Annotated in this window: 16 protein-coding genes; 14 read left to right on the top strand and 2 right to left on the bottom strand. The window is 59.4% G+C overall.

Translation table 11 applies throughout. The annotated features are described in order from the left end of the window. Positions 1-202: 202 nt before the first annotated feature. Positions 203-898, bottom strand: coding sequence for a pirin family protein (locus QMX93_RS21150; RefSeq protein ID WP_212549457.1), 696 nt, complete (start codon positions 896-898; stop codon positions 203-205). A 236-nt stretch (positions 899-1,134) separates the two neighbouring features. On the opposite strand from QMX93_RS21150, the gene QMX93_RS21145 reads away from it, so the two are divergent. Further along, complete coding sequence (locus QMX93_RS21145; RefSeq protein WP_282357848.1) at positions 1,135-3,609, top strand: UvrD-helicase domain-containing protein; 2,475 nt, start codon at positions 1,135-1,137, stop codon at positions 3,607-3,609. Positions 3,610-3,667: 58 nt separating this feature from the next. On the opposite strand, the gene QMX93_RS21140 is transcribed toward QMX93_RS21145, so the two are convergent. After that, positions 3,668-3,940 carry a DUF1652 domain-containing protein gene (locus tag QMX93_RS21140; protein ID WP_053120469.1) on the bottom strand — a complete coding sequence of 91 codons (273 nt, stop codon included), beginning with the start codon at positions 3,938-3,940 and terminating at the stop codon, positions 3,668-3,670. Between the two features lie 264 nt (positions 3,941-4,204). Between QMX93_RS21140 and QMX93_RS21135 the strand changes: the two genes are divergently transcribed. The 13 genes from QMX93_RS21135 to QMX93_RS21075 all read left to right on the top strand — a co-directional run bounded on the left by QMX93_RS21135 (position 4,205) and on the right by QMX93_RS21075 (position 24,155). Beyond that, complete coding sequence (locus tag QMX93_RS21135; RefSeq protein ID WP_282357847.1) at positions 4,205-5,020, top strand: helix-turn-helix domain-containing protein; 816 nt, start codon at positions 4,205-4,207, stop codon at positions 5,018-5,020. A 52-nt stretch (positions 5,021-5,072) separates the two neighbouring features. After that, entirely contained in the window at positions 5,073-6,479 is a 1,407-nt protein-coding gene (locus tag QMX93_RS21130; protein ID WP_282357846.1) for an FAD-dependent oxidoreductase, read from the top strand. 42 nt (positions 6,480-6,521) lie between these two features. Next, positions 6,522-6,866, top strand: coding sequence for a cupin domain-containing protein (locus tag QMX93_RS21125; protein ID WP_282357845.1), 345 nt, complete (start codon positions 6,522-6,524; stop codon positions 6,864-6,866). Positions 6,867-6,921: 55 nt separating this feature from the next. Continuing rightward, positions 6,922-8,007: a polyamine ABC transporter substrate-binding protein gene (locus QMX93_RS21120; protein ID WP_053119952.1), complete on the top strand. Its 1,086-nt coding sequence runs from the start codon at positions 6,922-6,924 to the stop codon at positions 8,005-8,007. Between the two features lie 129 nt (positions 8,008-8,136). Next, positions 8,137-8,562 (top strand): hypothetical protein, encoded by a 426-nt coding sequence (locus tag QMX93_RS21115; protein ID WP_282357844.1) that lies wholly within the window; start codon positions 8,137-8,139, stop codon positions 8,560-8,562. A 476-nt stretch (positions 8,563-9,038) separates the two neighbouring features. Then, positions 9,039-10,505 (top strand): serralysin family metalloprotease, encoded by a 1,467-nt coding sequence (locus QMX93_RS21110; protein ID WP_282357843.1) that lies wholly within the window; start codon positions 9,039-9,041, stop codon positions 10,503-10,505. Positions 10,506-10,597: 92 nt separating this feature from the next. Further along, entirely contained in the window at positions 10,598-11,020 is a 423-nt protein-coding gene (locus QMX93_RS21105; RefSeq protein ID WP_282357842.1) for an AprI/Inh family metalloprotease inhibitor, read from the top strand. Between the two features lie 203 nt (positions 11,021-11,223). After that, positions 11,224-12,999: a type I secretion system permease/ATPase gene (locus QMX93_RS21100; protein WP_282357841.1), complete on the top strand. Its 1,776-nt coding sequence runs from the start codon at positions 11,224-11,226 to the stop codon at positions 12,997-12,999. After that, positions 12,996-14,345 (top strand): HlyD family type I secretion periplasmic adaptor subunit, encoded by a 1,350-nt coding sequence (locus QMX93_RS21095; protein WP_282357840.1) that lies wholly within the window; start codon positions 12,996-12,998, stop codon positions 14,343-14,345. Before QMX93_RS21100 ends, QMX93_RS21095 begins: the two co-directional genes overlap by 4 nt. A gap of 2 nt (positions 14,346-14,347) precedes the next feature. Then, on the top strand, positions 14,348-15,718 hold the full coding sequence (locus QMX93_RS21090) for a TolC family outer membrane protein (RefSeq protein WP_282357839.1): 1,371 nt from the start codon (positions 14,348-14,350) through the stop codon (positions 15,716-15,718). 489 nt (positions 15,719-16,207) lie between these two features. Continuing rightward, the gene (locus tag QMX93_RS21085; protein ID WP_282357838.1) at positions 16,208-19,159 is read left to right on the top strand and encodes an autotransporter serine protease; all 2,952 of its coding nucleotides are present in this window, start codon (positions 16,208-16,210) and stop codon (positions 19,157-19,159) included. Positions 19,160-19,324: 165 nt separating this feature from the next. Beyond that, complete coding sequence (locus QMX93_RS21080; protein WP_282357837.1) at positions 19,325-22,411, top strand: autotransporter serine protease; 3,087 nt, start codon at positions 19,325-19,327, stop codon at positions 22,409-22,411. Positions 22,412-22,466: 55 nt separating this feature from the next. Continuing rightward, the gene (locus QMX93_RS21075) at positions 22,467-24,155 is read left to right on the top strand and encodes a polyurethanase (protein WP_282357836.1); all 1,689 of its coding nucleotides are present in this window, start codon (positions 22,467-22,469) and stop codon (positions 24,153-24,155) included. Positions 24,156-24,257: the final 102 nt, after the last annotated feature.

The raw sequence follows: 24,257 nt of genomic DNA, 5'->3' as shown, positions 1-24,257 counted from the left end.
GATTTATCCCCGTTGGGTTGCGAAGCGACCCCCGCTTTTTAAATTGCTGGGGGCTGCTGCGCAGCCCAACGGGGATAAATCCCCTCGCCACAGATAAATCCCCTCACCACAGATGAATCCCTTGCCACATAGTATTTCAAGCAGAGAGCGCATGTAAAAAAAGAGGTGACCCCATTGGTCACCCCTTTTTCATGCCTGCCACTTAAGCCAGATCAACCAGCACAATCTCGCTGTCTTCAATCGCCGTGACCGTCAACACTCGCTCTTGCGCAACCGCCACACCGTCGCGTGCTTGAGCCCGCAAACCATTGACCTCAATCACGCCAGTCGCGGGTACCAGATACGCCCGGCGCCCTTCATCCAGTCGATACTCCGCCGTTTCCCCAGCCTTGATATTCGCTGCTACCAAACGCGCATCGGCGCGAATCCGCAGGCTCTGATCATCGCCGTCCTTACCGCTCGCCAGCGTCACGAAGCCTTCACGCTGGCCTTTCGGGAACGGCTTGGCACCCCACGACGGCGGTGCGCCAGTCTCGGTTGGCAAAATCCAGATCTGAAAGATCTTGGTGTCACGCGCCTCCAGGTTGTACTCGCTGTGCGCAATACCGGTGCCAGCGCTCATGACCTGCACGTCGCCAGCCTCGGTGCGGCCCTTGTTGCCCAGATTGTCCTGGTGGGTAATTGCACCTTCACGCACATAGGTGATGATTTCCATGTCGCGATGCGGGTGCTGCGGGAAGCCTGTGCCAGCGGCGATCACGTCGTCGTTCCACACCCGCAGGTTGCCCCAGTTCATGCGTTGCGGATCGTAGTATTCGGCGAACGAAAAATGGTGATGGGCATCCAACCAGCCGTGATGGGCGCCGCCCAGCGAGCTGAAGGGTCTGAGTTCGAGCATGATCGTCTCCTGAAAACGAGGTTTATGACGGCCATCATCCATCAGCCAAACATCGATAAAAAGCGTAAAAACTGCGGCATTACCATCGAATCAGTCGATAGAAAACAGCTTTGAAATGATTAAGCACAACCTTCAATTCATCGCCTAAACCAATGACCTGCAAGCATTTCGCTAGAACTCGACGGCAAATGCAGACACCATAGAGCCAACAGCCTCACACCCTGGAGTCCGTCAGCGTGGCGCAACACACCCCCGATCTACCTCCCGAACTTCGTCCTCTGGCCGAGATGCCTTGGTTCAAGCGTTTAGCCGCGCGTTTCTTCGGCCACGGCCTGACCCGTTTACGCGCTCAACACCGCGCGTCGTGGCTGCATGGCCAGGCCGACGGCTTTCGCAGCGGGCACACCGCTGGCGTCGAATACGGTTTTAACGAAGGCAAGCTTGAAGGGTTGGAGGAAGGCCGTCAGGTTCTGCTGATTCGCGACAGCCGCAACACCGAGCATCGACCGCCGAGCATCGACAACCACTTGTTCGATGATTGGCGTTTGCCACTGACCGCCGAGCTGAAGAAACGCATCAAAGCCGATGTCGCTCGGTTGCTTCCCGAAAAGGCGCAACCGAGTGCCGCGCAATGGAAGATGATCTTCAGCGAAACGCCGTCCACTTCAGTGGTTGCCGGCGCCGGGGCAGGCAAGTCGACCACGCTGGTGCTGCGCATTCTGCTGCTCACGCACTATCTGGGTTTTGAGCTGGATTCGATGACCGTGGTGACCTTTACCCGAGAGTCGCGCAAAGACTTCATCAATAAGCTGATGGAAATGTTCGCGCTCTGGGGGCAGGCATTGAGCCCGAAACAGGCGCGCGAACTGGTGCGCACCTTTCACTCGCGCATTTTGCCGATGGTGCGCAGCCTGCCGGGGTTCGAACGCCTGCAAGCCTTCGAAAACCTCAGCAATCGCCCGCAGGGCAGCGATGAAGAGGTCGACAGCAACCCTTTCGACCTGCGCATCAACGACGCCCAGCGTCAGCAGCTCAATGCCTGTTATCACCGCCTGTTTACTCGCGATGAACGTTTCCGCGAATTGATACAGCCGCTTTCTCGCGCGGCGTTGCAGCTTAAAGAGCTGGAACGCGATCACCCGGACGTGCAGAAACGCGTGGCGGTAACCGAGCTGGCGGCCAAGCGCGACGAAGAACTCTGCGACGCCATCGAGGATCTATGGTTTCGCGCGGGCGCCTGGCCGATCAAAGGCATCGAACCGAACCGCCAGACCTTCGACATCAATGGCGCTAAATTCCATGCTCATGGCTACATCCCAAGCCTCGACGCGTGGGTGGTACTGGGCTTTGATCCGCGCGAAAACGCCCAGATCTGTCGGCCAAACGCCAAGCTCTCTATCCGCGCTGAATGGGCGGTTAAGCGCACCCTGTTTCAAGCTTTCTGTCGTAAGCCATTGATATGGATAGATTCCTACGAATCATCGAGACGCGTATTGGCCACGTTGGCCGGTGATGCCAGCGCGGGTCCGGGCTTTGATTACAAGGTCAAAGGCGAACTCGCTTCCGCGCCGCTACTTGATTGTTTCGTCGCCGCCGCAGGCTTTATCGAGAACCTGGGACTGGACGTGCCGGACGCCGTAGGCCGCATGAGTTTCGCCAAGGAAGACCCGGATCGGTTCTTTTTCGAGGCCTTGAGCCTGTTCTGGCGTGCGCTGGAAGATCATCTGCTGGATCAGAAACCGCCGGTGATGACCTACAACCGCATGTTTGCGCTGTTCAGCGAACACTCGCCGGAGAACCTCAAGTTGCTCCGCGATGAGCTGCTGCGACCGATGTCGCACCTGATGATCGACGAGTTTCAGGACGTTTCGCCGCAGATCGTCTCGTGGATTCGCGCGAGCCTCACGGAGATTCGCAGCCGAGGCCCGGCCATGCATGTCGGACGTGGTGCGCAACGCTCGTCGTTGCTGTGTGTGGGTGATGACTGGCAGTCGATCTATGGCTGGCGGGGCAGTTCGCCGAGTTATTTCATGGAGTTCAACAAGGAATTCCCGTCGCCGAGCACTACGCGGGTCATGCTCAGCGACAACTATCGCAGCCACCAGCACATCATCGACGCCGCCGAGCACATCGTTCGCGCAGCGCCGGCGATCCCCGGCAAGAAAGCAAAGTCCAGCGGCGAGCCCAAACCACTGCAACCGGTTAATGTGCTGGAGCGAGATGACCAAGGTCTTGGTCGGCGCCTCGCCGAACACTACCGTCAGGGCGATTCGATCTTGATGCTCTATCGAAAAAGCAGCGATAAGTTATTGATAGAACAGCATATTCAGTCTGTAGTTAATGTGGATTCGAGCTTGCCATACGAAGCTCGGCGCCTGAAACAACTGACCTATCACAGCGCCAAAGGCTTGCAAGCTGATGCGGTTTTTTTGCTCGGCGATTGTCAGCACTTGACCAGTTCGCCGTACAAAAACCAGGTTTACCGCATGGCCGGTCTAGGCAAAAGCGGCGACAGCGAGCCTTACGACAGCGCGCAAAAAGACGAAATCCTGCGCTTGGCTTATGTCGGCATCACCCGCGCCGTCAGCCATTGCTATTGGTACGTCGAACCACAGGAAAGCCAAGCGGTGAATATGCCGCGAGCGTCCGAGCGGGTGGCCAAAGGCAAGGCTTTCTTTGTCGATCACCGCGCAGAAAGCCAAACCGCCTGAAACCTTCGCCCACAAAAAAGCCCGCTTAACGGCGGGCTTTTCTTTATTAATCAGAAGCTTATGCGTAACTCCTGAGAGATTCAGGTGGTATGAAAGCTTCAAGCTCATCCTCCACCGCTTCAATCATCCGCTCGACATCCGCCGCATTCATCACCGTTGCACACGGGATGCCGGCGATGGCGATCAGGGTTTCGCCGCTGGCACGATCAAACAGACGCGCGACCATGCTGCCCGGCGCGTCCATCGTGGCCTCGAAACCCATGGGATGAAAATGCCAGCGCATCAGCTGGCAAGCGTTGGGGAACGTGACTTTGCTTGACCCTTTATTCATGTTGTTGCCCGCCTTCATCATCGAGCGTTTCCTTTTGCTCATGGTAGGTGGGAAGAGCCTTCATTGGCTCAACCAGTGTCAGGACTTAAAAGTAGCATCCGGATGTGAATTTTCTGTGAGATTTTTCAGTTCATTTGGCGATTGCGACCGGTTTTTTGATGTGCGTCACGCCAAATGCACTTATCGCCAAATGGCCACTATCGATTGGCCATTGCTGCCCGAGGCGAAGTTGGGCAAGCTCGGTTTCTTTTCGCCGAGCCTTTTATGCACGCCGACGACGACGGCCCAAAACAGACCGAGGCCACGGCCGCCACGGTCATGCGCTATCACCTGAGCTGGAAACACCGCGATCTGGACGCCGTCATGGCGCTGTATCACCCGGACATCGAATACAACGACTTCTTTCAGAATCGCGTGCTCGGCCTCGACGAGCTGCGCGAGTACGTTCGTGTCAGCATGCCGCGAGAATCCGACGAAGCGCTTGAGCATTGCGACCGCATCCGCGTCGACGGCAACACCGCGTTCATTCAATACGAAGTGACGTTGCGCGGCGGCGACGGTTTGGTGTCGTTCCGCTCCAGTGAAGCGATCACGGTCAAGGACGGACTGATCTGGCGCGTCAACGAATACGCCTCACTGGTGCGTGCGCAGGCAGGCGGTACTTCGGCGTCGAATCAGCGCCCGGCGGTCAGTCGTCTGGGCTTGTCGCCACGGCAACTGAGCTTTATGGCCGAAGATCTGCAGCAATACTTCGAAAAACAGCAACCGTATCTCGATCCCGCACTCGACCTGCAGCGAGTGGCGAAGGAGTGCGGGTACAGCCGCAATCAGATTTCTTACCTGCTCAATCAGGTGTTGGGGCAAAGCTTCTATCGCTACGTAAACCAAGCGCGGTTGCAGCATTTGTTGCGCTCGCTGGATGGCGCCACGCCCCCAGTGCGCATTGATGAGCTGGCCTTCGCCGCCGGCTTCAACTCGGTGTCGGCGTTTTACAGCTGTTTCCGTCAGCACACTGGCCAGTCACCGAAGGCCTACGTTAAACAAATTTCTTTGCGGGCACGCGCGCAAGACAACGCTTAAGCCCACGCACTAGGATCGACGCCATCGAAGGTTTTCAGTGGCGGAGTCTTGCATGCCGGCGTGGCGCACTATCAGTTTGTGGATGGATCAACTCGACGAGCCGCTGACCGCGCGGCCCGAGCTGACGCAGGATCTCGACGTAGACGTGGCGATTATCGGCGCGGGGTACACCGGGCTGTGGACGGCGTACTACCTGAAGAAGCTCGCCCCCGGTCTGGACATTGCCATCGTCGAAGCGCAAACCGCCGGGTTTGGCGCGTCCGGTCGCAACGGCGGTTGGTTGATGGGCAATCTGCTCGGTGAAGATCGCTTGCTCGCCGGACTGTCACCGGAACAGCGCCGCGCCTCGTTTGATCTGCTGCACAGCATTCCCGATGAAGTTGAAGTCGTCCTCGAACGTGAAGGCATCGACTGCGATTATCGCAAGGGCGGCGTGTTGTATTGCGCTGCACGTTACCCGGAGCAGGAAGCCACGCTGCGTGAATACCTGGCGAAACTGCACGCCCAAGGCCTGAACGACAACGACTACCGCTGGCTCAGCCCCGAGCAATTGGCGCAACAGATTCGCGTGGCCAAGCCTTACGGCGGCATTTACGCGCCGCACGTGGCGACCATTCACCCAGCGAAACTGGTGCGTGGTCTCGCGCGGACCGTGCAAAGCATGGGCGTGAAGATCTACGAAAACAGTCCGGTCACGCATTGGCAGTCCGGCAGCTTGCGCACCGCCAAGGCCAGCGTGCGCAGTCGCTGGATCGTCCCGGCCGTTGAAGGTTATTCGGTGACCTTGCCGCCGCTCGGCCGTTATCAATTGCCGGTGCAAAGCCTGATTGTCGCCACCGAACCGTTGTCCGCCGCCACGTGGGATGAGATTGGCCTCAATCGCGGCCAGGCCTTCAGCGAATTCAGCCGTCAGGTCACTTACGGCCAGCGCAGTGCCGACAACCGCCTGATCTTCGGTGCCCGTGGCGGTTATCAGTTCGCCGGCAAGCTGCGCCACAACTTCGATCTGACCCGCGATGAGGTCGAACTGCGCCGTTATCTGTTCGGCGAACTGTTCCCGCAACTGAAAAACGTGCAAATCACTCACGCCTGGGGCGGCAACCTCGGCATGTCGCGACACTTCAAGCCGCACATGCTCTGCGATCGCGCCAATGGCATCGCGCTGTCCGGCGGTTATGGCGGGGAGGGCGTCGGTGCGAGCAACCTCGGCGGCCGCACCCTGGCGGATCTGATTCTTGAACGCGACAGCGAACTGGTGCATCAGCCGTGGGTACTGCCGGACGGCGGCATTCATGCGCTGCGTGCCTGGGAACCGGAGCCGTGCCGCTGGCTCGGTTACAACGCGATCATCAAAAGCTTCGTCCATGAAGACCAGACCCTGGCCAATCCGGCGACCGCGCCATGGCGGCGCAAACTCGCCAGCCAAGTGGCCGGTTTCATGGAAGGTTTCATGCACTAAACGTCGATTGATTTTAAGAACGCCCAAAAGACAGGTCAGACCATGAGCATTACCCAGTTCAAAAACACCGCGACATTGCAGCTCGACGAATCCAACCCGGTGGCCGTTCCTCTCGGCGAACCAATCGCCATCGCCTCAACCACCAGCGTCGAGCGCGACGACGGCGTCGAAACCGGCATCTGGGAATGCACCCCGGGCCGCTGGCGTCGGCAGATCACCGCGCAGGAGTTCTGCCATTTCATCTCCGGGCGTTGCACGTTCACCCCGGACGGTGGCGGCGAAACCCTGCACATACAAGGTGGCGACGCACTGATGTTGCCGGCCAACACGCTCGGTATCTGGGACATCGAAGAGACCGTGCGCAAGACCTATGTACTGATTTTCTGATCGTTTGATCCCTTTGATTGCCTGCCAACAAAAAAACCTACACAGGAATCGACCCATGATCCGCAAGACCCTCGCTCTGGCACCGCTGATGCTGGCCGTTTCCCTCGCTCAGGCGGCGGACACGGTCAAGGTGTACAACTGGTCCGACTACATCGCGCCAGACACCACCAAGAATTTCCAAAAAGAAACCGGCGTTGGCGTCACCTATGACGTCTACGACAGCAATGAAACCCTCGACGGCAAGTTGATGACCGGCAAATCCGGGTACGACGTGGTATTCCCGTCCAACCACTTCATGGCGCGGCAGATTCAGGGCGGGGCGCTGAAGAAACTCGACAAGAGCCAGTTGCCGAACTGGAAAAACCTCAACCCGGTGCTGCTCAAGGCGTTGCAGGTCAACGACCCGAACAACGAACACGGCTTCCCGTATTTGTGGGGCAGCACCGGCATCGGCTACAACATCGCCAAGGTCAAAGCCGTGCTGGGCGACGATGCACCGGTGGATTCGTGGGATCTGATCTTCAAACCCGAGAACATGGAAAAACTGCAGAAGTGCGGCGTGGCCATCCTCGACAACGGCCCGGAATTGCTCCCGGCAGCGCTCAATTATTTGGGCTTGCCGCACCACAGCAAAAATCCCGAAGACTACAAAAAGGCTGAAGCACTGCTGATGAAAGTGCGGCCGTACGTCAGCTACTTCCACTCCTCCAAATACACCAGCGACCTGGCCAACGGCGATATCTGCGTGGCAGTCGGTTTCTCTGGGGACATCCTTCAAGCGGAAAACCGCGCCAAGGAAGCCAAGAACGGTGTCGACATCGGTTACAACATTCCCAAGGAAGGCGCGGCGATCTGGTTCGACATGGTCGCCATGCCGGTCGATGCACCGGACGAGAAGGCCGGTTACGCGTTCATGAACTACCTGCTGCGCCCGGACGTCATGGCCGGCATCAGCAACTACGTGCACTACGCCAACGGCAACGAACAGGCCGACAGCCTGATCGACCCGGCCATCAAAAACGACACCAAGGTGTATCCGAGCCCGGAAATGATGGGCAAGTTGTTCGCACTGGAGGCGATGCCGCTGAATATCGACCGGATTCGTACGCGGGTCTGGAACAAGATTCGCACGGGTAGCTAAGACATCTCGATTTTCTATCGCTAGATAATCCAGGCACCTGTCAGATATGACAGGTGCCTGATTGCTGCTGCTTGTCGTTTACTGACGCTAGCGCGACCGCAACGGTTGGGCGCAGAAGGAGCAGCAGATATGACTACAGCGACTATCGGCACTATGAAAGGGACGGTCGAGATTTATACAGCGACCGACGTATTGATCCGCACCTACAACTTCGAAACCAGCGAGGTGAACCGGTATCAAACCAGTGGTCTAGAGGCGTCTGGATTCATGGTGTCAGAGGGCGCCTCCATTTCTTTCGGCTTCGTGGACAGGGATCAACCCAGTGGCCATTTCCCTTTGCCGAGCCTTGAACTCACGAGCCTCATGTTTCATCCCGAATTTGGCCATGCCAACGCGGCGGTGAGCGGGGAAGTGGTTCTGCAAAATCATGCCCCTCGGCAGATCATCAATGGCCGATTGTGTTTCACGACTGAGTACCGAAATTCCAGGTTCTACAAAGTTGACGTCATATTCGATATCCACGGCATCGACAGCGAGGAAGCTCCACAGGCGTGAAAACACATGTTGGCAAAAAGCATAACTTGTAGGAGCTGAGCTTGCTCGCGAAGGCGTCTGTTCAGTCAACATAGAGCTTGACTGACACTCCGCTTTCGCGAGCAAGCCCGCTCCCACATAGGTTATTCAGTGAGTTTGAGAAGTTGATATCAATACACTGGCACTGCACTGTTAAAGTGCGGAAAAGTGAGACGCAGCTAACAAAACACAACTTACCGATATTTAATAATTAAATATAAAATCGTCAGACAATTAGGCGAAAGCCCGCAACTTTAAACAATCTTTAGACCTCGCGCGCTTTGTTTACGGCAGTTTTCAGAAACACTCAGATTTCATTCCAAAAAAATCCTTTACGGCAGATTTCAAATTGTGTCAGTTTTCTTTCGCCCTCAATGGGGCGAGTGATAGGACGATCTCGCCAGGGATCGCCGCTATCGGACAAAAACTGTTCCATTGCTAAACAAGGAAGTGTGTTTATGTCGAAAGTTAAAACCAATGCTATTGATGCTGCCGAACAGGCTTTCCAGCCGGTCGGTGCCGTTCAGCCACTGGCAGCCGCCAGTTCGGCCTGGAATCAGATCAATAGTTTCAGCCATCAATACGATCGTGGTGGCAACCTCACGGTTAATGGCAAACCCTCCTTCTCCGTCGACCAGGCCGCCACCCAGTTGTTGCGCGACGGTGCTGCCTACCAGGACAAGGACGGCAGCGGCAAGATCGAACTCACCTACACGTTCCTGACTTCTGCTTCGTCGAGCACGATGAACAAACACGGGATCAGCGGGTTCAGCCAGTTCAGCACCCAGCAAAAAGCTCAGGCAGCGCTCGCCATGCAATCCTGGGCTGACGTGGCCAACGTGACCTTCACTGAGAAAGCCTCCGGCGGTGACGGCCACATGACCTTCGGTAATTACAGCGGTGGCCAGGATGGTGCGGCAGCGTTCGCCTATCTGCCAGGCACCGGCGCCGGTTACGACGGTACATCGTGGTACCTGATCAACAGCGGCTACACGCAAAACAAGAACCCGGATCTGAACAACTACGGCCGTCAGACCCTGACCCACGAGATCGGCCACAGCCTCGGCCTGGCTCACCCGGGCGACTACAACGCCGGCAATGGCAACCCGACTTACAACGACGCTTCCTACGGGCAAGACACCCGCGGCTACAGCCTCATGAGTTACTGGAGCGAGAGCAACACCAACCAGAACTTCAGCAAGGGCGGCGTGGAAGCTTACGCGTCTGGCCCGCTGATGGACGATATCGCGGCCATCCAAAAACTCTACGGTGCCAACACCAATATCCGTACCGGTGACACCACCTACGGCTTCAACTCCAACGCCGGTCGCGATTTCCTCAGCGCGTCGTCGTCGAGTGACAAGCTGGTGTTCTCGGTGTGGGATGCGGGCGGCAAGGACACCCTGGACTTCTCTGGCTTCACCCAGAACCAGAAGATCAACCTCAATGACGCCTCGTTCTCTGACGTTGGCGGCATGGTCGGTAACGTGTCCATTGCCAAAGGCGCGATCATCGAAAATGCCATTGGCGGTTCGGGCAACGATCTGCTGATCGGCAACAGCGTCGCCAACGAGTTGAAGGGCGGTGCCGGCAACGACATCATCTGGGGCGCCGGTGGTGCCGACAAACTGTGGGGCGGCGCCGGTTCGGACACCTTTGTGTTCGCAGCCAGTTCGGATTCCAAACCGGGTGCGGTGGATCAGATCCTCGATTTTGTCAGCGGTCTCGACAAAATCGACCTGACCGGGATCACCAACGGTGCAGGCCTGCATTTCGTCAGCAGCTTCACCGGCGCGGTGGGCGATGCCGTGCTGACCTCGTCGGGCGGCAACAGCTTGCTGTCGGTGGATTTCTCCGGGCACGGCGTGGCTGACTTCATCGTCAGCACGGTTGGCCAGGCAGCGACCAGCGACATCGTGGCGTGATGTAGCCGGGGAAAGCGGCGTGCGAGCGTCGCTTTCTTTACTTGCATCGAATGATTCAGTAGGCAAGGCTACGTGCCGGAGCGAATATTCCCATGGTCAGTAAGGCTTTTACCTACAAGGCAGTGTCGTGGTTTACGGCAGCGCTCCTTATGATTTCTGGAGAAACAAGCATGGCAAGCAGCCTCAGACTCGAAGAACCCTCGGCATTTGCCGGCCATTGGCAGGCAACATTATCGGCTCGCGAAGATGCAGCGGATGCGCAAAAGCTCCAGGACAAACCGTCAAACACCTGTGGTGTTGAACTGGCGGCGAACAAAACCCTGAGTTCCACGTGTCTGGGCGCATGGCTGGAAGAAACTCCGGTGGGCTGGTTTCCCGATCCCGATGGCTTGTCGATCACCGGCAAAGAAGGTTCAAGGATTCAGTTTTTCAGTCGACAACGTAATGGGCTATATCAGACGACTTTAAAGTCGGGCCTGATCATTACGCTCGAACGTGCGGCGCAACAGCCGTAACTATCAAATTTACGACAGCGTTTTTATATAAAGCGCCACGGGCGGGCTATCAGCAACGCCTCGATGAGCAACTGCGCCGTAATATTCGCCGGTAGTTGTTATGAAAGTGTAAGCGGTCACTTAAACAGCACACCTCGGTGAAGTGCCGATAATTAATAAAAGTCCTGCCAACGAGTGGCGGGAATATTTTTCAGGAAGAATCAATGAAGATGGCGAAGGCCCCAGCCACCGCTCCCTTATTCAAGGCATTGGCTGACTATAAAAGCATTCTGATCAGTGTCGGCTGCTTTACCGCGCTGATTAACGTGCTGATGCTGGTGCCCTCCATCTACATGCTCCAGGTCTATGACCGGGTGCTGTCGTCGCAGAACGAAACCACACTCGCGATGTTGTCGCTGATGGTCGTCGGCTTCTTTGCCTTTATCGGTCTGCTAGAGGTGGTGCGCAGTTTTATCGTGATCCGCATCGGCAGCCAGTTGGAGCGCCGTTTCAACCTGCGTGTCTATCAAGCCGCGTTCGAGCGCAACCTGTTCAAGGGCGAGGGCAACGCCGGGCAATCGCTGGGCGACTTGACGCACATCCGCCAATTCGTGACCGGGCCTGCGCTGTTCGCGTTTTTCGATGCGCCGTGGTTCCCGGTGTATCTGTTGGTGATTTACCTGTTCAACGTCTGGCTGGGCGTACTCGCCACCGCCGGCGCGCTGCTGTTGATCGCATTGGCCTGCCTCAACGAATACATGACCAAAACGCCGTTGGGCGAAGCGGCCGGTTTCTCGCAGAAATCCAGCCAATTGGCGACCAGCCACCTGCACAACGCTGAAACAATTCAAGCCATGGGCATGCTCGGTGCGCTGCGCAAGCGCTGGTTTGGCGTGCACTCGCGGTTCCTCGGTTTGCAGAATCAGGCCAGCGACACCGGTGCGGTGATCAGTTCGCTGAGCAAAACCCTGCGCCTGTGCCTGCAATCGCTGGTGCTTGGCCTCGGTGCATTGCTGGTGATCAAGGGCGACATGACCGCCGGGATGATGATCGCCGGCTCGATCCTGATGGGCCGCGTGCTGAGCCCGATCGACCAGTTGATCGCCGTGTGGAAACAGTGGAGCGGGGCGAAACTGGCGTACCGTCGTCTCGATGCCTTGTTGCAAGCCTTCCCGCCGAGTGACGACGCCATGGCGTTGCCGGCACCGAAAGGCCAGATCACCTTCGAGCAGGTCAGCGCTGGCCCTCCGGGTCAACGCGCGGCGACGCTGCACATGGTCAATTTCAATCTGGCGGCCGGTGAAGTGTTGGGCGTGCTCGGTGCTTCCGGCTCGGGCAAGTCGACATTGGCCCGCGTGTTGGTCGGCGTGTGGCCGACCCTTGGCGGCACGGTGCGGCTGGACGGCGCGGATATTCATCGCTGGAACCGCGACCAGCTAGGCCCTTACATCGGTTACCTGCCGCAGGACATCGAGCTGTTCAGCGGCAGCATCGCCGAAAATATTGCGCGCTTTAGCGAGGCCGATCCGCAGAAAGTGGTGGCCGCCGCGCAACAGGCGGGCGTGCACGAAATGATCCTGCGCCTGCCACAAGGTTACGACACGCAGTTGGGCGAGGACGGCAGCGGTCTGTCCGGCGGTCAGAAACAACGTGTGGCACTGGCGCGGGCGATGTACGGCAACCCGAGCCTGGTGGTGCTGGATGAACCCAATTCCAACCTCGACACCGTCGGCGAAGCCGCGTTGGCCAGCGCCATCGCGCAACTCAAATCCCAAGGCACCACCGTGGTGTTGGTGACGCATCGTTCTTCGGTGCTGGCTCAGGCCGACAAATTGTTGGTGCTCAATGACGGTCGTTTACAGGCCTTCGGCCCAAGTCAGGACGTGCTCAAGGCACTGTCCGGCCAGCAAGAACAACAACGGGAAAAAGCTGCACAGGCACCGGGCGGGCTCAGCATGAGCCGGCAGTATCAGCCCACGACAAGGAATTCGGGTGTATGAGCAGCGCCAGCATGAACACTGAAAACGAAGCGAACATGGAACACGCCTACCTCAACGAGCGTCCGGAACGCGATGCGAAGTTCTTCGCGCGCATGGGCTGGATTCTGGCGATTGTCGGCGCAGGCAGCTTCTTTACCTGGGCGGCGTTGGCGCCGCTGGATCAAGGCATCCCGGTGCAGGGCACGGTGGTCGTCTCGGGCAAACGCAAAGCCGTGCAATCGATGAGCAGCGGCGTGGTCAGCCGGATTCTGGTGCGCGAAGGCGAGATCGTGAAGCAGGGGCAGCCGCTGTTTCGTCTCGATCAGACGCAAGTGGCGGCTGACGTGCAATCGCTGCAAGCGCAGTACCGCATGGCGTGGGCGAGCCTGGCGCGCTGGCAGGCCGAGCGCGACAACCTCAAGCAAGTGAACTTTCCGGCTGAACTGAGCAACGATCCGGATCCGCGTCTGGCGCTGGTGCTTGAGGGCCAACGCCAACTGTTCAGCAGCCGCCGCGAAGCGTTCTACCGTGAGCAGGCCGGGTTGCGCGCGAACATCGAAGGCGCCACCGCGCAACTGGCCGGCATGCGTCGCGCACGCACCGACCTCAATGCGCAAGCCGCGTCGCTGCAACAGCAATTGAGCAACCTGCAGCCACTGGCCGACAACGGCTACATTCCGCGCAACCGCTTGATGGAATATCAGCGCCAGCTCTCGCAAGTGCAGCAGCAACTGGCCGAGAACACCGGCGAAAGCGGCCGCGTCGAGCAGGGCATCCTCGAATCGCGCCTGAAGCTGCAACAGCACGGCGAGGAATATCAGAAAGAAGTCCGCACACAACTGGCCGACGCTCAGCTCAAAAGTGTGACGCTGTCCGAGCAACTCACCTCTGCCGGTTTCGACCTGCAACACAGCGAAATCATCGCCACCGCCGATGGTGTGGCGGTCAATCTCGGCGTGCACACCGAAGGCGCCGTTGTACGCCAAGGCGAAACCTTGCTGGAAATCGTCCCCCAAGGCACCACGCTGGAAGTGGAAGGGCACTTGCCGATCAACCTGATCGACAAAGTCGGCACGCACTTGCCGGTGGACATCTTGTTTACCGCGTTCAACCAGAGCAAAACCCCGCGCGTTCCTGGCGAAGTCAGCCTGATTTCCGCTGACCAAATGATCGATGAGAAAACCGGCGCGCCGTACTACGTGCTGCGTACCCGCGTCAGCGATCAGGCCATGGAGAAACTCAACGGTCTGGTGATCAAGCCCGGCATGCCCGCAGAAATGTTCGTGCGCACCGGCGAACGTTCGCTGCTCAACTACCTGTTCAAACCGTTGCTCGACCGGGCCAACTCCGCGTTGACCGAAGAATAAGGATGTTCGGCTGTATGAATAAGCTTTCGATGCTGGCGGCAGCGTTCGCGCTGTTGGCCGGCAACAGTGCAGTGGCGGCGATGGGGCCGTTCGAGATCTACGAACAGGCGTTGCGCAATGATCCGGTGTTCCTCGGCGCGATCAAGGAGCGCGACGCCGGCCTGGAAAACCGTGCGATTGGCCGCGCCGGCCTGTTGCCCCGCGTCGGTTACAACTACAACAAGGGCCGCAACTCGTCGAAAGCCACTTCGCTCGATGAACGCGCGCGCAACCGCACCGATGACCGCAATTACAGCAGTTACGGCTCGACCCTGACCGTGCAACAACCGTTACTCGATTATGAGGCCTACGCCGCGTATCGCAAGGGCGTCGCGCAATCGTTGTTTGCCGATGAAAACTTCCGCGGCAAGAGTCAGGAACTGTTGGTGCGGGTGCTGGATAACTACACCAAAGCCTTGTTCGCTCAGGATCAGATCGACATCGCCCAGGCGAAGAAAAAGGCCTACGAACAGCAGTTCCAGCAGAACGAACACATGTTCCGCCAAGGCGAAGGCACGCGCACCGACATTCTTGAAGCCGAGTCGCGCTATGAGCTGGCGACCGCCGAAGAGATCGAAGCGCGTAACGAACAGGATGCTGCACTGCGTGAACTCGGTGCGTTGGTGGGCGTTGCGGCGGTGAACATCGATGAGCTGGCGCCGCTGGATCAGAACTTCCAGACCTTCGCGCTGATGCCTGCCAACTACGACACCTGGCACGAAATGGCGATCAGCAATAACCCGAATCTGGCGTCGCAGCGTCAGGCCGTGGAGGTTGCGCGTTATGAAGTGGAACGTAACCGCGCCGGCCATCTGCCGAAGGTCAACGCGTACGCCTCAATGCGCCAGAACGAATCGGAAAGCGGTAACACCTACAACCAGCGCTACGAGACCAACACCATTGGTTTTGAGGTGAGCGTGCCGTTGTATGCCGGTGGCGGCGTGTCGGCCTCGACGCGGCAGGCCAGTCGCACGATGGAACAGGCCGAGTACGAACTGGATGGCAAGACCCGCGAGACCTTGATCGAGCTGCGTCGGCAGTTCAGTGCGTGCTTGTCGGGGGTGAGCAAATTGCGTGCGTATTCGAAGGCATTGTCCTCGGCGGAAGCGCTGGTGGTGTCGACCAAGCAGAGCATTCTCGGTGGTGAACGCACCAACCTCGACGCACTGAACGCCGAACAACAACTGTTCACCACCCGCCGCGACCTGGCGCAGGCGCGGTACGACTATCTGATGGCGTGGACGAAATTGCATTACTACGCGGGGACGTTGAACGAGCAGGATCTGGCGCGGGTGGATGAGGCTTTTGTGGTTGCGCAACAGCCCTCACCCTAGCCCTCTCCCAAAGGGAGAGGGGACTGACCGGGTTGTTTGCGGGCGATGCATAGACCTGAATGTTCGAGTCGAACTCGAGATTTGAAAGCACCACAAATCAGCTCCCTCTCCCTCGGGAGAGGGCTGGGGTGAGGGGCCGGAACACCGCAAAACTACGCGGGAACGCTGAACGATCAGGATCTGGCGGCAACAGCCCTCACCCTAACCCTCTCCCGGAGGGAGAGGGGACTGATTGGGGGATGTTCAAGATATACGGCGACCTGAGATTGCTTTAGCGAATCCGTAGTCGACGGGTTGTTTCAGGTCGGCGAATGAAGCAAGGCCATCTCGGTCGGCTCCCTCTCCCTCGGGAGAGGGCTGGGGTGAGGGGCAGCAACACCGCAATTCTCTGTAGGAGCTGCCGAAGGCTGCGATCTTTTAAGCCACAAGATCAAAAGATCGCAGCCTGCGGCAGCTCCTACATAACAACAAAAAAAGTGAGGAGTGAACATGGACGTACGCATCAAACCGGCATCAGTCGGCACCCTGTTGCTGGTGATTTCTACCACGCAAGCCCAGGCCCAATACCTGGAAACCGGCCAACCCGGCGACGCCGCCAGTTGGCGCACCAGCGAATTCCAACGCGACTGGGGCCTTGCGCGCATGCAGGCTGATCAAGCCTACGCCGCCGGTATCACCGGCCAGGGCGTAAAAATCGGCGCCCTCGATTCCGGTTTCGACGCGAGCCATCCCGAGTTCGCCACTGACCGCTATCACCCGGTGCAAGCCAACGGCAGTTACCTAAACGGCACCCCATTCAACGTCGACGGCACACTCAACCCGAACAACGATTCTCACGGCACCCATGTCGTCGGCACCATGGGCGCCTCGCGCGATGGCACTGGCATGCACGGCGTCGCGTACAACGCGCAAATCTATGTCGGCAACACCAACGCCAACGACAGTTTCCTCTTCGGCCCGAAACCGGATCCGCGTTATTTCAAAGCTGTTTACGACTCTTTGGCCGACGCCGGCGTGCGGGCGATCAACAACAGCTGGGGCAGTCAGCCGCCAGACGTCAGCTACCGCACGCTGGCCGATCTGCACGCCGCATACGCCCAGCACTGGAATCAGGGCACCTGGCTCGATGCCGCTGCCGACGTCTCTCGGCGCGGAGTGATCAACGTGTTCAGCGCCGGCAACAGCGGCTACCCGAATGCCAGCGTGCGCTCGGCGCTGCCGTACTTTCAGCCGGATCTTGAAGGCCACTGGCTGGCGGTTTCCGGGCTCGATCAAAGCAATCAGCAGAAGTACAACCAGTGCGGCCTCGCCAAATACTGGTGCATCACCACGCCGGGGGCGAAGATCGACAGCACCATTCCCGGCGGCGGTTATGCGATCAAGTCCGGCACCTCGATGTCGGCGCCGCACGCGACCGGTGCATTGGCGCTGGTGATGGAACGTTACCCGTACATGAACAACCAGCAAGCGCTGGAAACGCTGCTGACCACCGCCACGCAACTGGATGGCTCCGTCACCGACGCGCCGACCGAGCGAGTCGGCTGGGGCGTGGCCAACCTTGATCGGGCCATGCGCGGGCCGGGGCAATTGCTCGGTGCGTTCGACGCGAATCTGGGGGCAGGGCAGCGCGATGTCTGGAGCAATGACATCTCCGATAAAGCGCTGATCCAGCGTCAGAGTGAAGACCTCGCCGAGCACAACGCCTGGCAGCAAACGTTGCAGGACAAGGGCTGGCAGAACGGCGTAGCGGCGGGCGCCAGTCAGCAGGATCAGACCGATTACGCCGTGGGCATGGCGCGTGATGCTGCAGCTGCGAACCGCATTTATCAGGGCAGCCTGATCAAATCCGGCGGCGGCCAATTAATCCTCAGCGGCGACAACACCTATCGCGGCGCGACCACGGTTAATGGCGGCTTGCTGACGGTCAACGGTTCGCTGACCTCGGCGGTAACCGTCAACGACAGCGGCACCCTCGGCGGTTCCGGGCGGATCAATGCCTTGACCGCCAACAGCGGCGCTCGCGTCGCACCGGGCAATTCCATTGGCACGTTGAACGTAGCGGGGAACGTCACGCTCGCGCCAGGTTCGACCTACGCGGTGGAATTGTCACCCACCAGCAGCGACCGCATCGTCGCCGGCGGCACGGCCACGGTCAGCGGCGCCACCGTCAGCCTCGCGCTGGAACACAGTCCGACGCTGCTCAGCGCCACAGAAACCCGCAGCCTGCTCGGTCGCCAATACGACATCCTGCAAGCGGCCGGCGGCGTTCAAGGCCAATTCGCGGCAGTCGTGCCGAACTACCTGTTTATCGGCGGCAATTTCGACTACGCCGCCAACGCGATTCAACTGAATATCGAACGCAACGCGACGACGTTCGCCAGCGTCGGCCAAACGCCGAATCAGCGTTCCGTCGCGGGGGCGGTTGAAAGTCTCGGTGCCGGCAGTTCGGTGTATGAAAGCCTGCTGCTGTCGCCGTCCGCAGCGTCGGCGCAACAAGCCTTTCAACAACTGAGCGGTGAAATCTACCCGGCCCTCGGTTCGGTGTTGATCAACGACAGCCGCCAATTGCGCGACGCGGTGGGCGAGCGTCTGCACGATGCGTCGGCCACGCAAAACAACGGCTGGATCAAAGCCCTCGGCGCGTGGGGCACAACCGATTCCAGCCACGACACGGCGGGTTACAGCACCTCGATTGGCGGCTTGCTCGCTGGTGTCGATGGCGCGCTGGACGAGCAGACGCGCATCGGTCTGGTCACCGGTTACAGCGACAGTTCGCTGAGCATGGGCTCGGGCACGCACTCGTCGGCCAAGGTCGACAGCTACCACCTCGGCGCCTACGCCGGCCACGAAATCGGCGCCTGGCGCTTGAGCACCGGCGCGGCCTACAGCTGGCATCGCGCCGATGTGAAACGCGATCTGCAATACGGCGACGTCAGCGCTAAACAGAAAGCCAAAGTCGACGCGGCCACCACCCAGGTGTTCGGCGAGGCGGCGTATCGACTGCACCTGCAACCGTTGGCGCTGGAACCGTTCGCCAATCTGGCTTACGTGCATCTGGACACCGAAGGCTTCAAAGAGAAGGGCGATGCGGCGGCGCTGAAAAGCTCTGGCGATCAGCGTGATGCGGTGTTGAGCACGCTCGGTGTGCGCGCGATCAAGACGTTCAACCTGTCGGCGCAACAGACCCTCGACGTCAGCGGACATCTTGGCTGGCAGCACAGCTTGAGTGATATCGATTCTGAGCAGCACCTGCGTTTTGCCAGCGGTGGCACGCCGTATTCGGTGGAGAGTTCGGCGCTGGTGCGTGATGCCGCGCTGGTCGGCGTGCAAGCCAGTCTGGCGCTGAGCCGCGATGTGCGGGTGAACCTCGACTACAACGGACAACTGGCCAATCGCGAGAAAAGCCATGGCGTCGGGTTGAGCCTGAACTGGCAGTTCTAATTGATCGACGCACCCCTGATCGTTCCCACGCTCTGCGTGGGAATGCCTCTAGGGACGCTCCGCGTCCAGTGACGCGGAGCGTCACGGGCTGCATCCCCACGCGGAGCGTGGGAACGATCACAACGATACGGATTTTTTCGCAACATCACTAAGGAAGGTCGCTGGATGAATAACAACAATACACCCGCGCAATCGGGTGGCCGTTTTGCCTTGAAAACCCTGAACCTCGCGGTGCTCTGCGCACTCACCACCTGGGGCAGCGCACACGCCGCACCCTACGTGGAAAACGCTCGCACGGGCGATCCTTCCAGTTGGCGCAGCGCCGAATTCAAGGCCGATTGGGGCCTGGGCGCGATCGGTGCCGATCACGCTTACGCTGCTGGCTACACCGGCAAAGGCGTGAAACTGGGGATCTTCGACCAGCCGGTGTACGCCGCGCACCCGGAGTTTTCCGGCAGCAACAAAGTCGTGACGCTGGTCACCAGCGGCATCCGCGAATACACCGACCCGTACATCCCGGTGAAGGCCGGTGATGCGTTCCGTTATGACGGTTCGCCCTCGGTCGGTTCCGACGGCAAACTCGGTGCCCACGGCACCCACGTCGGCGGTATCGCGGCGGGCAGTCGTGACGGCGGGCCAATGCACGGTGTGGCGTTCGCCGCGCAAATCATAAGCGCCGACAACGGTGATCCGGGCCCTGAAGACGGCATCGTTCGCGGCAATGACGGCGCGGTGTACAAGGCCGGTTGGGATGCACTAATCGCCAGCGGCGCGCGGATCATCAACAACAGCTGGGGCATCGGCATCACCGACCGTTTCGACCTCGGTGGCCGTAATCCGGCGTACCCGCATTTCACCGTCAACGACGCGCAAGTGCAGTTCAACGAAATCCGCACATTGCTCGGCACCAAACCCGGCGGCGCCTATGACGGCGCCATCGCCGCCGCGCGCAGTGGCATCGTCACCATTTTCGCTGCCGGCAACGACTACAACCTCAACAACCCCGACGCCATCGCCGGCCTCGGCTACTTCGTGCCTGAGATCGCGCCGAACTGGATAACCGTCGCCGCGCTGCAACAGAACCCGGATCTGGCCAGCGCCAATCCGTACGTCATCAGTACGTTCTCGTCGCGTTGCGGCTATACCGCGAGTTTCTGCGTGTCAGCGCCGGGCACGAAAATCTTCAGCTCGATCATCGAAGGCACCAACGCCGATAACCTCACTACCAGCTACAAAAATTACAACGGCACCTCGATGGCCGCGCCGCACGTCGCCGGTTCCATGGCGGTGCTGATGGAGCGTTTCCCGTACATGACCGGTGATCAGGTCGCGACGGTACTGCGCACCACCGCCACCGACCTCGGCGCACCGGGCATCGACGCCTTGTACGGCTGGGGCATGATCAACCTGCGCAAGGGTATCGACGGCCCGTCGATGTTCGTCACCGAGCAGGACATTCCCGAGGAATTCCGCGTCAACGGCGCCTACGGTTCCGGTCAGTTTGTCGCGGATTTGCCGGGCATCGGCGCGATCATCGACCAGGGCAAGCCGACCGAGCGCGTGTGCAACGACATCACCTGCGGTCTCGACACCTGGCGCAACGATATCTCCGGTCACGGTGGCCTGACCAAGCAAGGCATCGGCACCCTGGTGCTGACCGGCAACAACAGCTACAGCGGCCCAACGTTGGTCAATCAGGGGCGACTGGCGATCAACGGTTCGCTGGCCTCTGAAGTCACCGTGAACGACAGCGGCATCCTCGGCGGCAACGGTCGCATCGGCGCCCTGACCGCGAAAAGCGGCGGCACCGTGGCGCCGGGCAATTCCATCGGCACGCTGAACGTGGCTGGCGATGTGACCTTCGAACGCGGTTCGACCTACGCGGTGGAAGTCTCGCCGATCAGCAGCGACCGCATCGTTGCCGGCGGCACCGCGCAGATTGATGGCGCGACCGTCGCACTGTCGCTGGAAAACAGCCCGACATTGCTGACTACCAGCGAAGTGAAAAGTCTGCTCGGCACGCAATACAACATCCTCCAGGCAGCGGGCGGTGTGTCCGGCCAGTTCGGCCAGGTGTTGCCGAACTATGCATTCCTCGGCGGTACGCTGGGCTACTCCGCAAATGGTGTTCAGCTTGAAGTGGGCCGCAATGGCGCGTCGTTCGCCAGCGTCGGTCTGACGCCGAATCAGCGTTCGGTCGCGGCGGCGGCGGATCGTCTCGGTGCCGGCAATGCGCTGTTCGAAACCCTGCTGCTGTCGCCTAACGCGGCGTCGGCGCAACAGGCTTTCCAACAGTTGTCCGGCGAGATTCACCCGGCCATTGGCACCTTGCTGATCAACGACAGCCGTTACCTGCGCGAAGCGGTTGGCGAGCGTCTGCGTGAGCGTGATCTGTTCAACGCCGATGCACCGAAAAGCGAGGGCAGCAACGCCTGGGTCAAGGTGTTGGGCTCGTGGGGCACCAGTGATGGCGGCAATAAATACGCGGATTCCACCAGCTCGATCGGTGGCTTGCTGGCCGGTGTCGATGGCTTGATTGCTGAAGATACCCGTCTCGGTTTCGTTACCGGTTATAGCGACAGTTCTTTGAGCATGGGCAGCGGCACGCATTCGTCGGCCTCGGTCGACAGCTACCACTTGGGTGCGTATCTGGGGCATGAAATCGATGCCCTGCGCCTGACCGTTGGCGGCGCTTACAGCTGGCACCGCATCGATGCGAAGCGTGACCTGCAAATCGGCGATGTCAGCGGCAAGCAGAAAACCAAACGCGATGCGACCACCGCGCAATTGTTCACAGAAGCCGCTTACGACCTGGGCTTGCAGCCGATGAACCTGGAGCCGTTCGCCAATCTGTCTTACGTGCATCTCAACACCGACAGCTTCACCGAGAAGGGTGACGCGGCGGCGTTGAAGGGCGGTGAAGACAATCGCGACGTGGTGCTGTCGACCCTCGGCGTGCGCGCCAAGCGCAGCTTCGCCCTGTCGGATCAGCATCAACTGGAACTGGGTGCGAGCCTCGGCTGGCAGCACAACCTGAGCAGCGTTGACGCTGACAGCCACTTGGCTTTCGCCAACGGCAACAGTGCGTTCAACGTGCAGAGCGTGTCGATGGATCGTGATGCAGCGGTGGTCGGCGTGCGTGCAGGTCTGGCGCTCAATCGCGATGTGCGGGTGAATCTGGATTACAACGGGCTGATCGGTTCGAACGAGAAAGACCACGGTGTCGGCCTCACGCTCGACTGGCAGTTCTAAAGCGTACCGGCAGCCTTGCAAAAGGCTGCCGGTTTAAAGGAAGAGAGAGCACAACATGGGATTGTTCGATTACAAAAAGGCCGATGGCAAAGCGTTGTACAGCGACGCCATCGCCCTGACGTTGTACGCCTATACGCCGACCGGCAAGCCTTTGCCGGCAACCGTTTGGGCGCCGGTCACCGCGACGGCGCTGGGTTATCAGGGCAAGGTCGGGCCGCAAGGCACGTTCTTCGGTGAACAGGATGGCTTCACCAGCGCCGAGGCGGAGGTGCTCGGCAAGTACGACGCGGCCGGCAAATTGATCGGCCTCGGCATTGCCTTTCGTGGCACCGGCGGGCTGGGTTACAGCGACACCTTCGGCGACATGAAAAACAATCTGCTGGCCGCGGTCGGGCCGTCGGATTATGCGAGCAACTACGCGAAAAACGCTTTCGACAATCTGCTCAAGGCTGTCGCGACGTTTGCCATTGCCAACGGCATCGCTGCCAATGACGTGCTGTTCAGCGGTCACAGCCTCGGCGGCCTCGGGGTCAACAGTGTCGCCGAGTTAAGCGCGAACAATTGGGGTGGGTTCTTCAAGGACGCCAACTACATCGCGTTTGCTTCGCCGACCCAGAGCAGCACCGGCAACAACGTGCTGAACATCGGTTACGAGAACGACCCGGTGTTCCGCGTGCTCGACGGCACCACGTTCAGCACGGCCTCGATGGGCAAACACGACAAGCCGCACGATTCGACCACCGACAACATCGTCAACTTCAACGACAACTACGCCTCCACCGCGCAGAACCTGGTGCCGTTCAGCATCATCAATCCGCTCAGCTGGTCGGCGCATGGCTCGCTCGGTTATGCCGATGGCTTGAATCGAGTGATCGATTCGACGTTCTACAACCTGACGCATAAAGACTCGACCATCATCGTTTCCAATCTGGAGGAATCTTCGCGGGGCAAAACCTGGGTTGAGGACTTGGGCCGCAGCGGCGAGCCGCACACCGGCAGCACTTTCATCATTGGCACGCAGAGCAGCGACTGGTTGAAGGGCGGTGCGGGCAACGACTTCCTTGAAGGTCTGGGCGGTGACGATCGTTTCCGCGATGACGGCGGTTTCAACATTCTGCTTGGCGGCCAGGGGCACAACACGTTCGAGCTGCAGAAACCGTTGCAAAACTTCAGCTTCGCCAATGATGGCGACGGCACGCTGTACGTGCGCGACGCCTACGGCGGCATCAGCATGACCCGCGACATCGGCGCGCTGGTGAGCAAGGAGTCGGGTTCGTGGTGGGGCAGCAAGGAAATCACCTGGGGCGTCACGGCCAAGGGTTTGAGTAATGGCAACGAACTGACCCAGTACAACCATTCCCTGAGCGGCGATGGCTACGGCAATGCGTTGCACGCCACGGCGGACGGCGATTGGCTGTTCGGTCTGGGCGGTGATGACACGCTGATCAGCGACAAGGGCCACGTGACCTTCGTCGGTGGCGCCGGCAACGACGTGATGAATGCGATAGGTGGCAACAACACCTTCCTGTTCAGCGGTGCGTTTGGTTTTGATGCGATCAATGGTTATCAGGGCAGCGACAAACTGCTGTTCATGGGCGTCGAGGGCGCGGGGCAGGGTTATGACTACAAACAGCACGCGTCGCAGAACGGCGCCGATACCGTGCTGAAGATTGGCGACTTTGCCGTGACGTTGGTTGGGGTGGGAGTGGCTAACCTGTCGGACTCGGCGTTCGTCTTCGCCTAGATCCTGATCAATCCCTGTAGGAGCTGCCGAAGGCTGCGATCTTTTGATTTTGTTTTTTAGTTCAAAAGATCGCAGCCTTCGGCAGGTCCTACAGGGGGAGTG

This window comes from Pseudomonas sp. PS01303 (assembly GCF_029959385.1).
In the GTDB taxonomy this organism is placed as follows: Bacteria; Pseudomonadota; Gammaproteobacteria; order Pseudomonadales; family Pseudomonadaceae; genus Aquipseudomonas; species Aquipseudomonas rustica.
The sequence above is the reverse complement of the archived record's forward strand: the minus strand, read 5'-3'. Positions and strand labels throughout refer to the sequence as shown.

Excerpts from the sequence above, each read along its gene's own strand:
- QMX93_RS21150 (WP_212549457.1), bottom strand. The coding sequence starts at position 898 with ATGCTCGAACTCAGACCCTTCAGCTCGCTGGGCGGCGCCCATCACGGC.
- QMX93_RS21140 (WP_053120469.1), bottom strand. The coding sequence starts at position 3,940 with ATGAATAAAGGGTCAAGCAAAGTCACGTTCCCCAACGCTTGCCAGCTG.
- QMX93_RS21135 (WP_282357847.1), top strand. The coding sequence starts at position 4,205 with ATGCACGCCGACGACGACGGCCCAAAACAGACCGAGGCCACGGCCGCC.
- QMX93_RS21130 (WP_282357846.1), top strand. The coding sequence starts at position 5,073 with ATGCCGGCGTGGCGCACTATCAGTTTGTGGATGGATCAACTCGACGAG.
- QMX93_RS21125 (WP_282357845.1), top strand. The coding sequence starts at position 6,522 with ATGAGCATTACCCAGTTCAAAAACACCGCGACATTGCAGCTCGACGAA.
- QMX93_RS21120 (WP_053119952.1), top strand. The coding sequence starts at position 6,922 with ATGATCCGCAAGACCCTCGCTCTGGCACCGCTGATGCTGGCCGTTTCC.
- QMX93_RS21115 (WP_282357844.1), top strand. The coding sequence starts at position 8,137 with ATGACTACAGCGACTATCGGCACTATGAAAGGGACGGTCGAGATTTAT.
- QMX93_RS21110 (WP_282357843.1), top strand. The coding sequence starts at position 9,039 with ATGTCGAAAGTTAAAACCAATGCTATTGATGCTGCCGAACAGGCTTTC.
- QMX93_RS21105 (WP_282357842.1), top strand. The coding sequence starts at position 10,598 with ATGGTCAGTAAGGCTTTTACCTACAAGGCAGTGTCGTGGTTTACGGCA.
- QMX93_RS21100 (WP_282357841.1), top strand. The coding sequence starts at position 11,224 with ATGAAGATGGCGAAGGCCCCAGCCACCGCTCCCTTATTCAAGGCATTG.
- QMX93_RS21095 (WP_282357840.1), top strand. The coding sequence starts at position 12,996 with ATGAGCAGCGCCAGCATGAACACTGAAAACGAAGCGAACATGGAACAC.
- QMX93_RS21090 (WP_282357839.1), top strand. The coding sequence starts at position 14,348 with ATGTTCGGCTGTATGAATAAGCTTTCGATGCTGGCGGCAGCGTTCGCG.
- QMX93_RS21085 (WP_282357838.1), top strand. The coding sequence starts at position 16,208 with ATGGACGTACGCATCAAACCGGCATCAGTCGGCACCCTGTTGCTGGTG.
- QMX93_RS21080 (WP_282357837.1), top strand. The coding sequence starts at position 19,325 with ATGAATAACAACAATACACCCGCGCAATCGGGTGGCCGTTTTGCCTTG.
- QMX93_RS21075 (WP_282357836.1), top strand. The coding sequence starts at position 22,467 with ATGGGATTGTTCGATTACAAAAAGGCCGATGGCAAAGCGTTGTACAGC.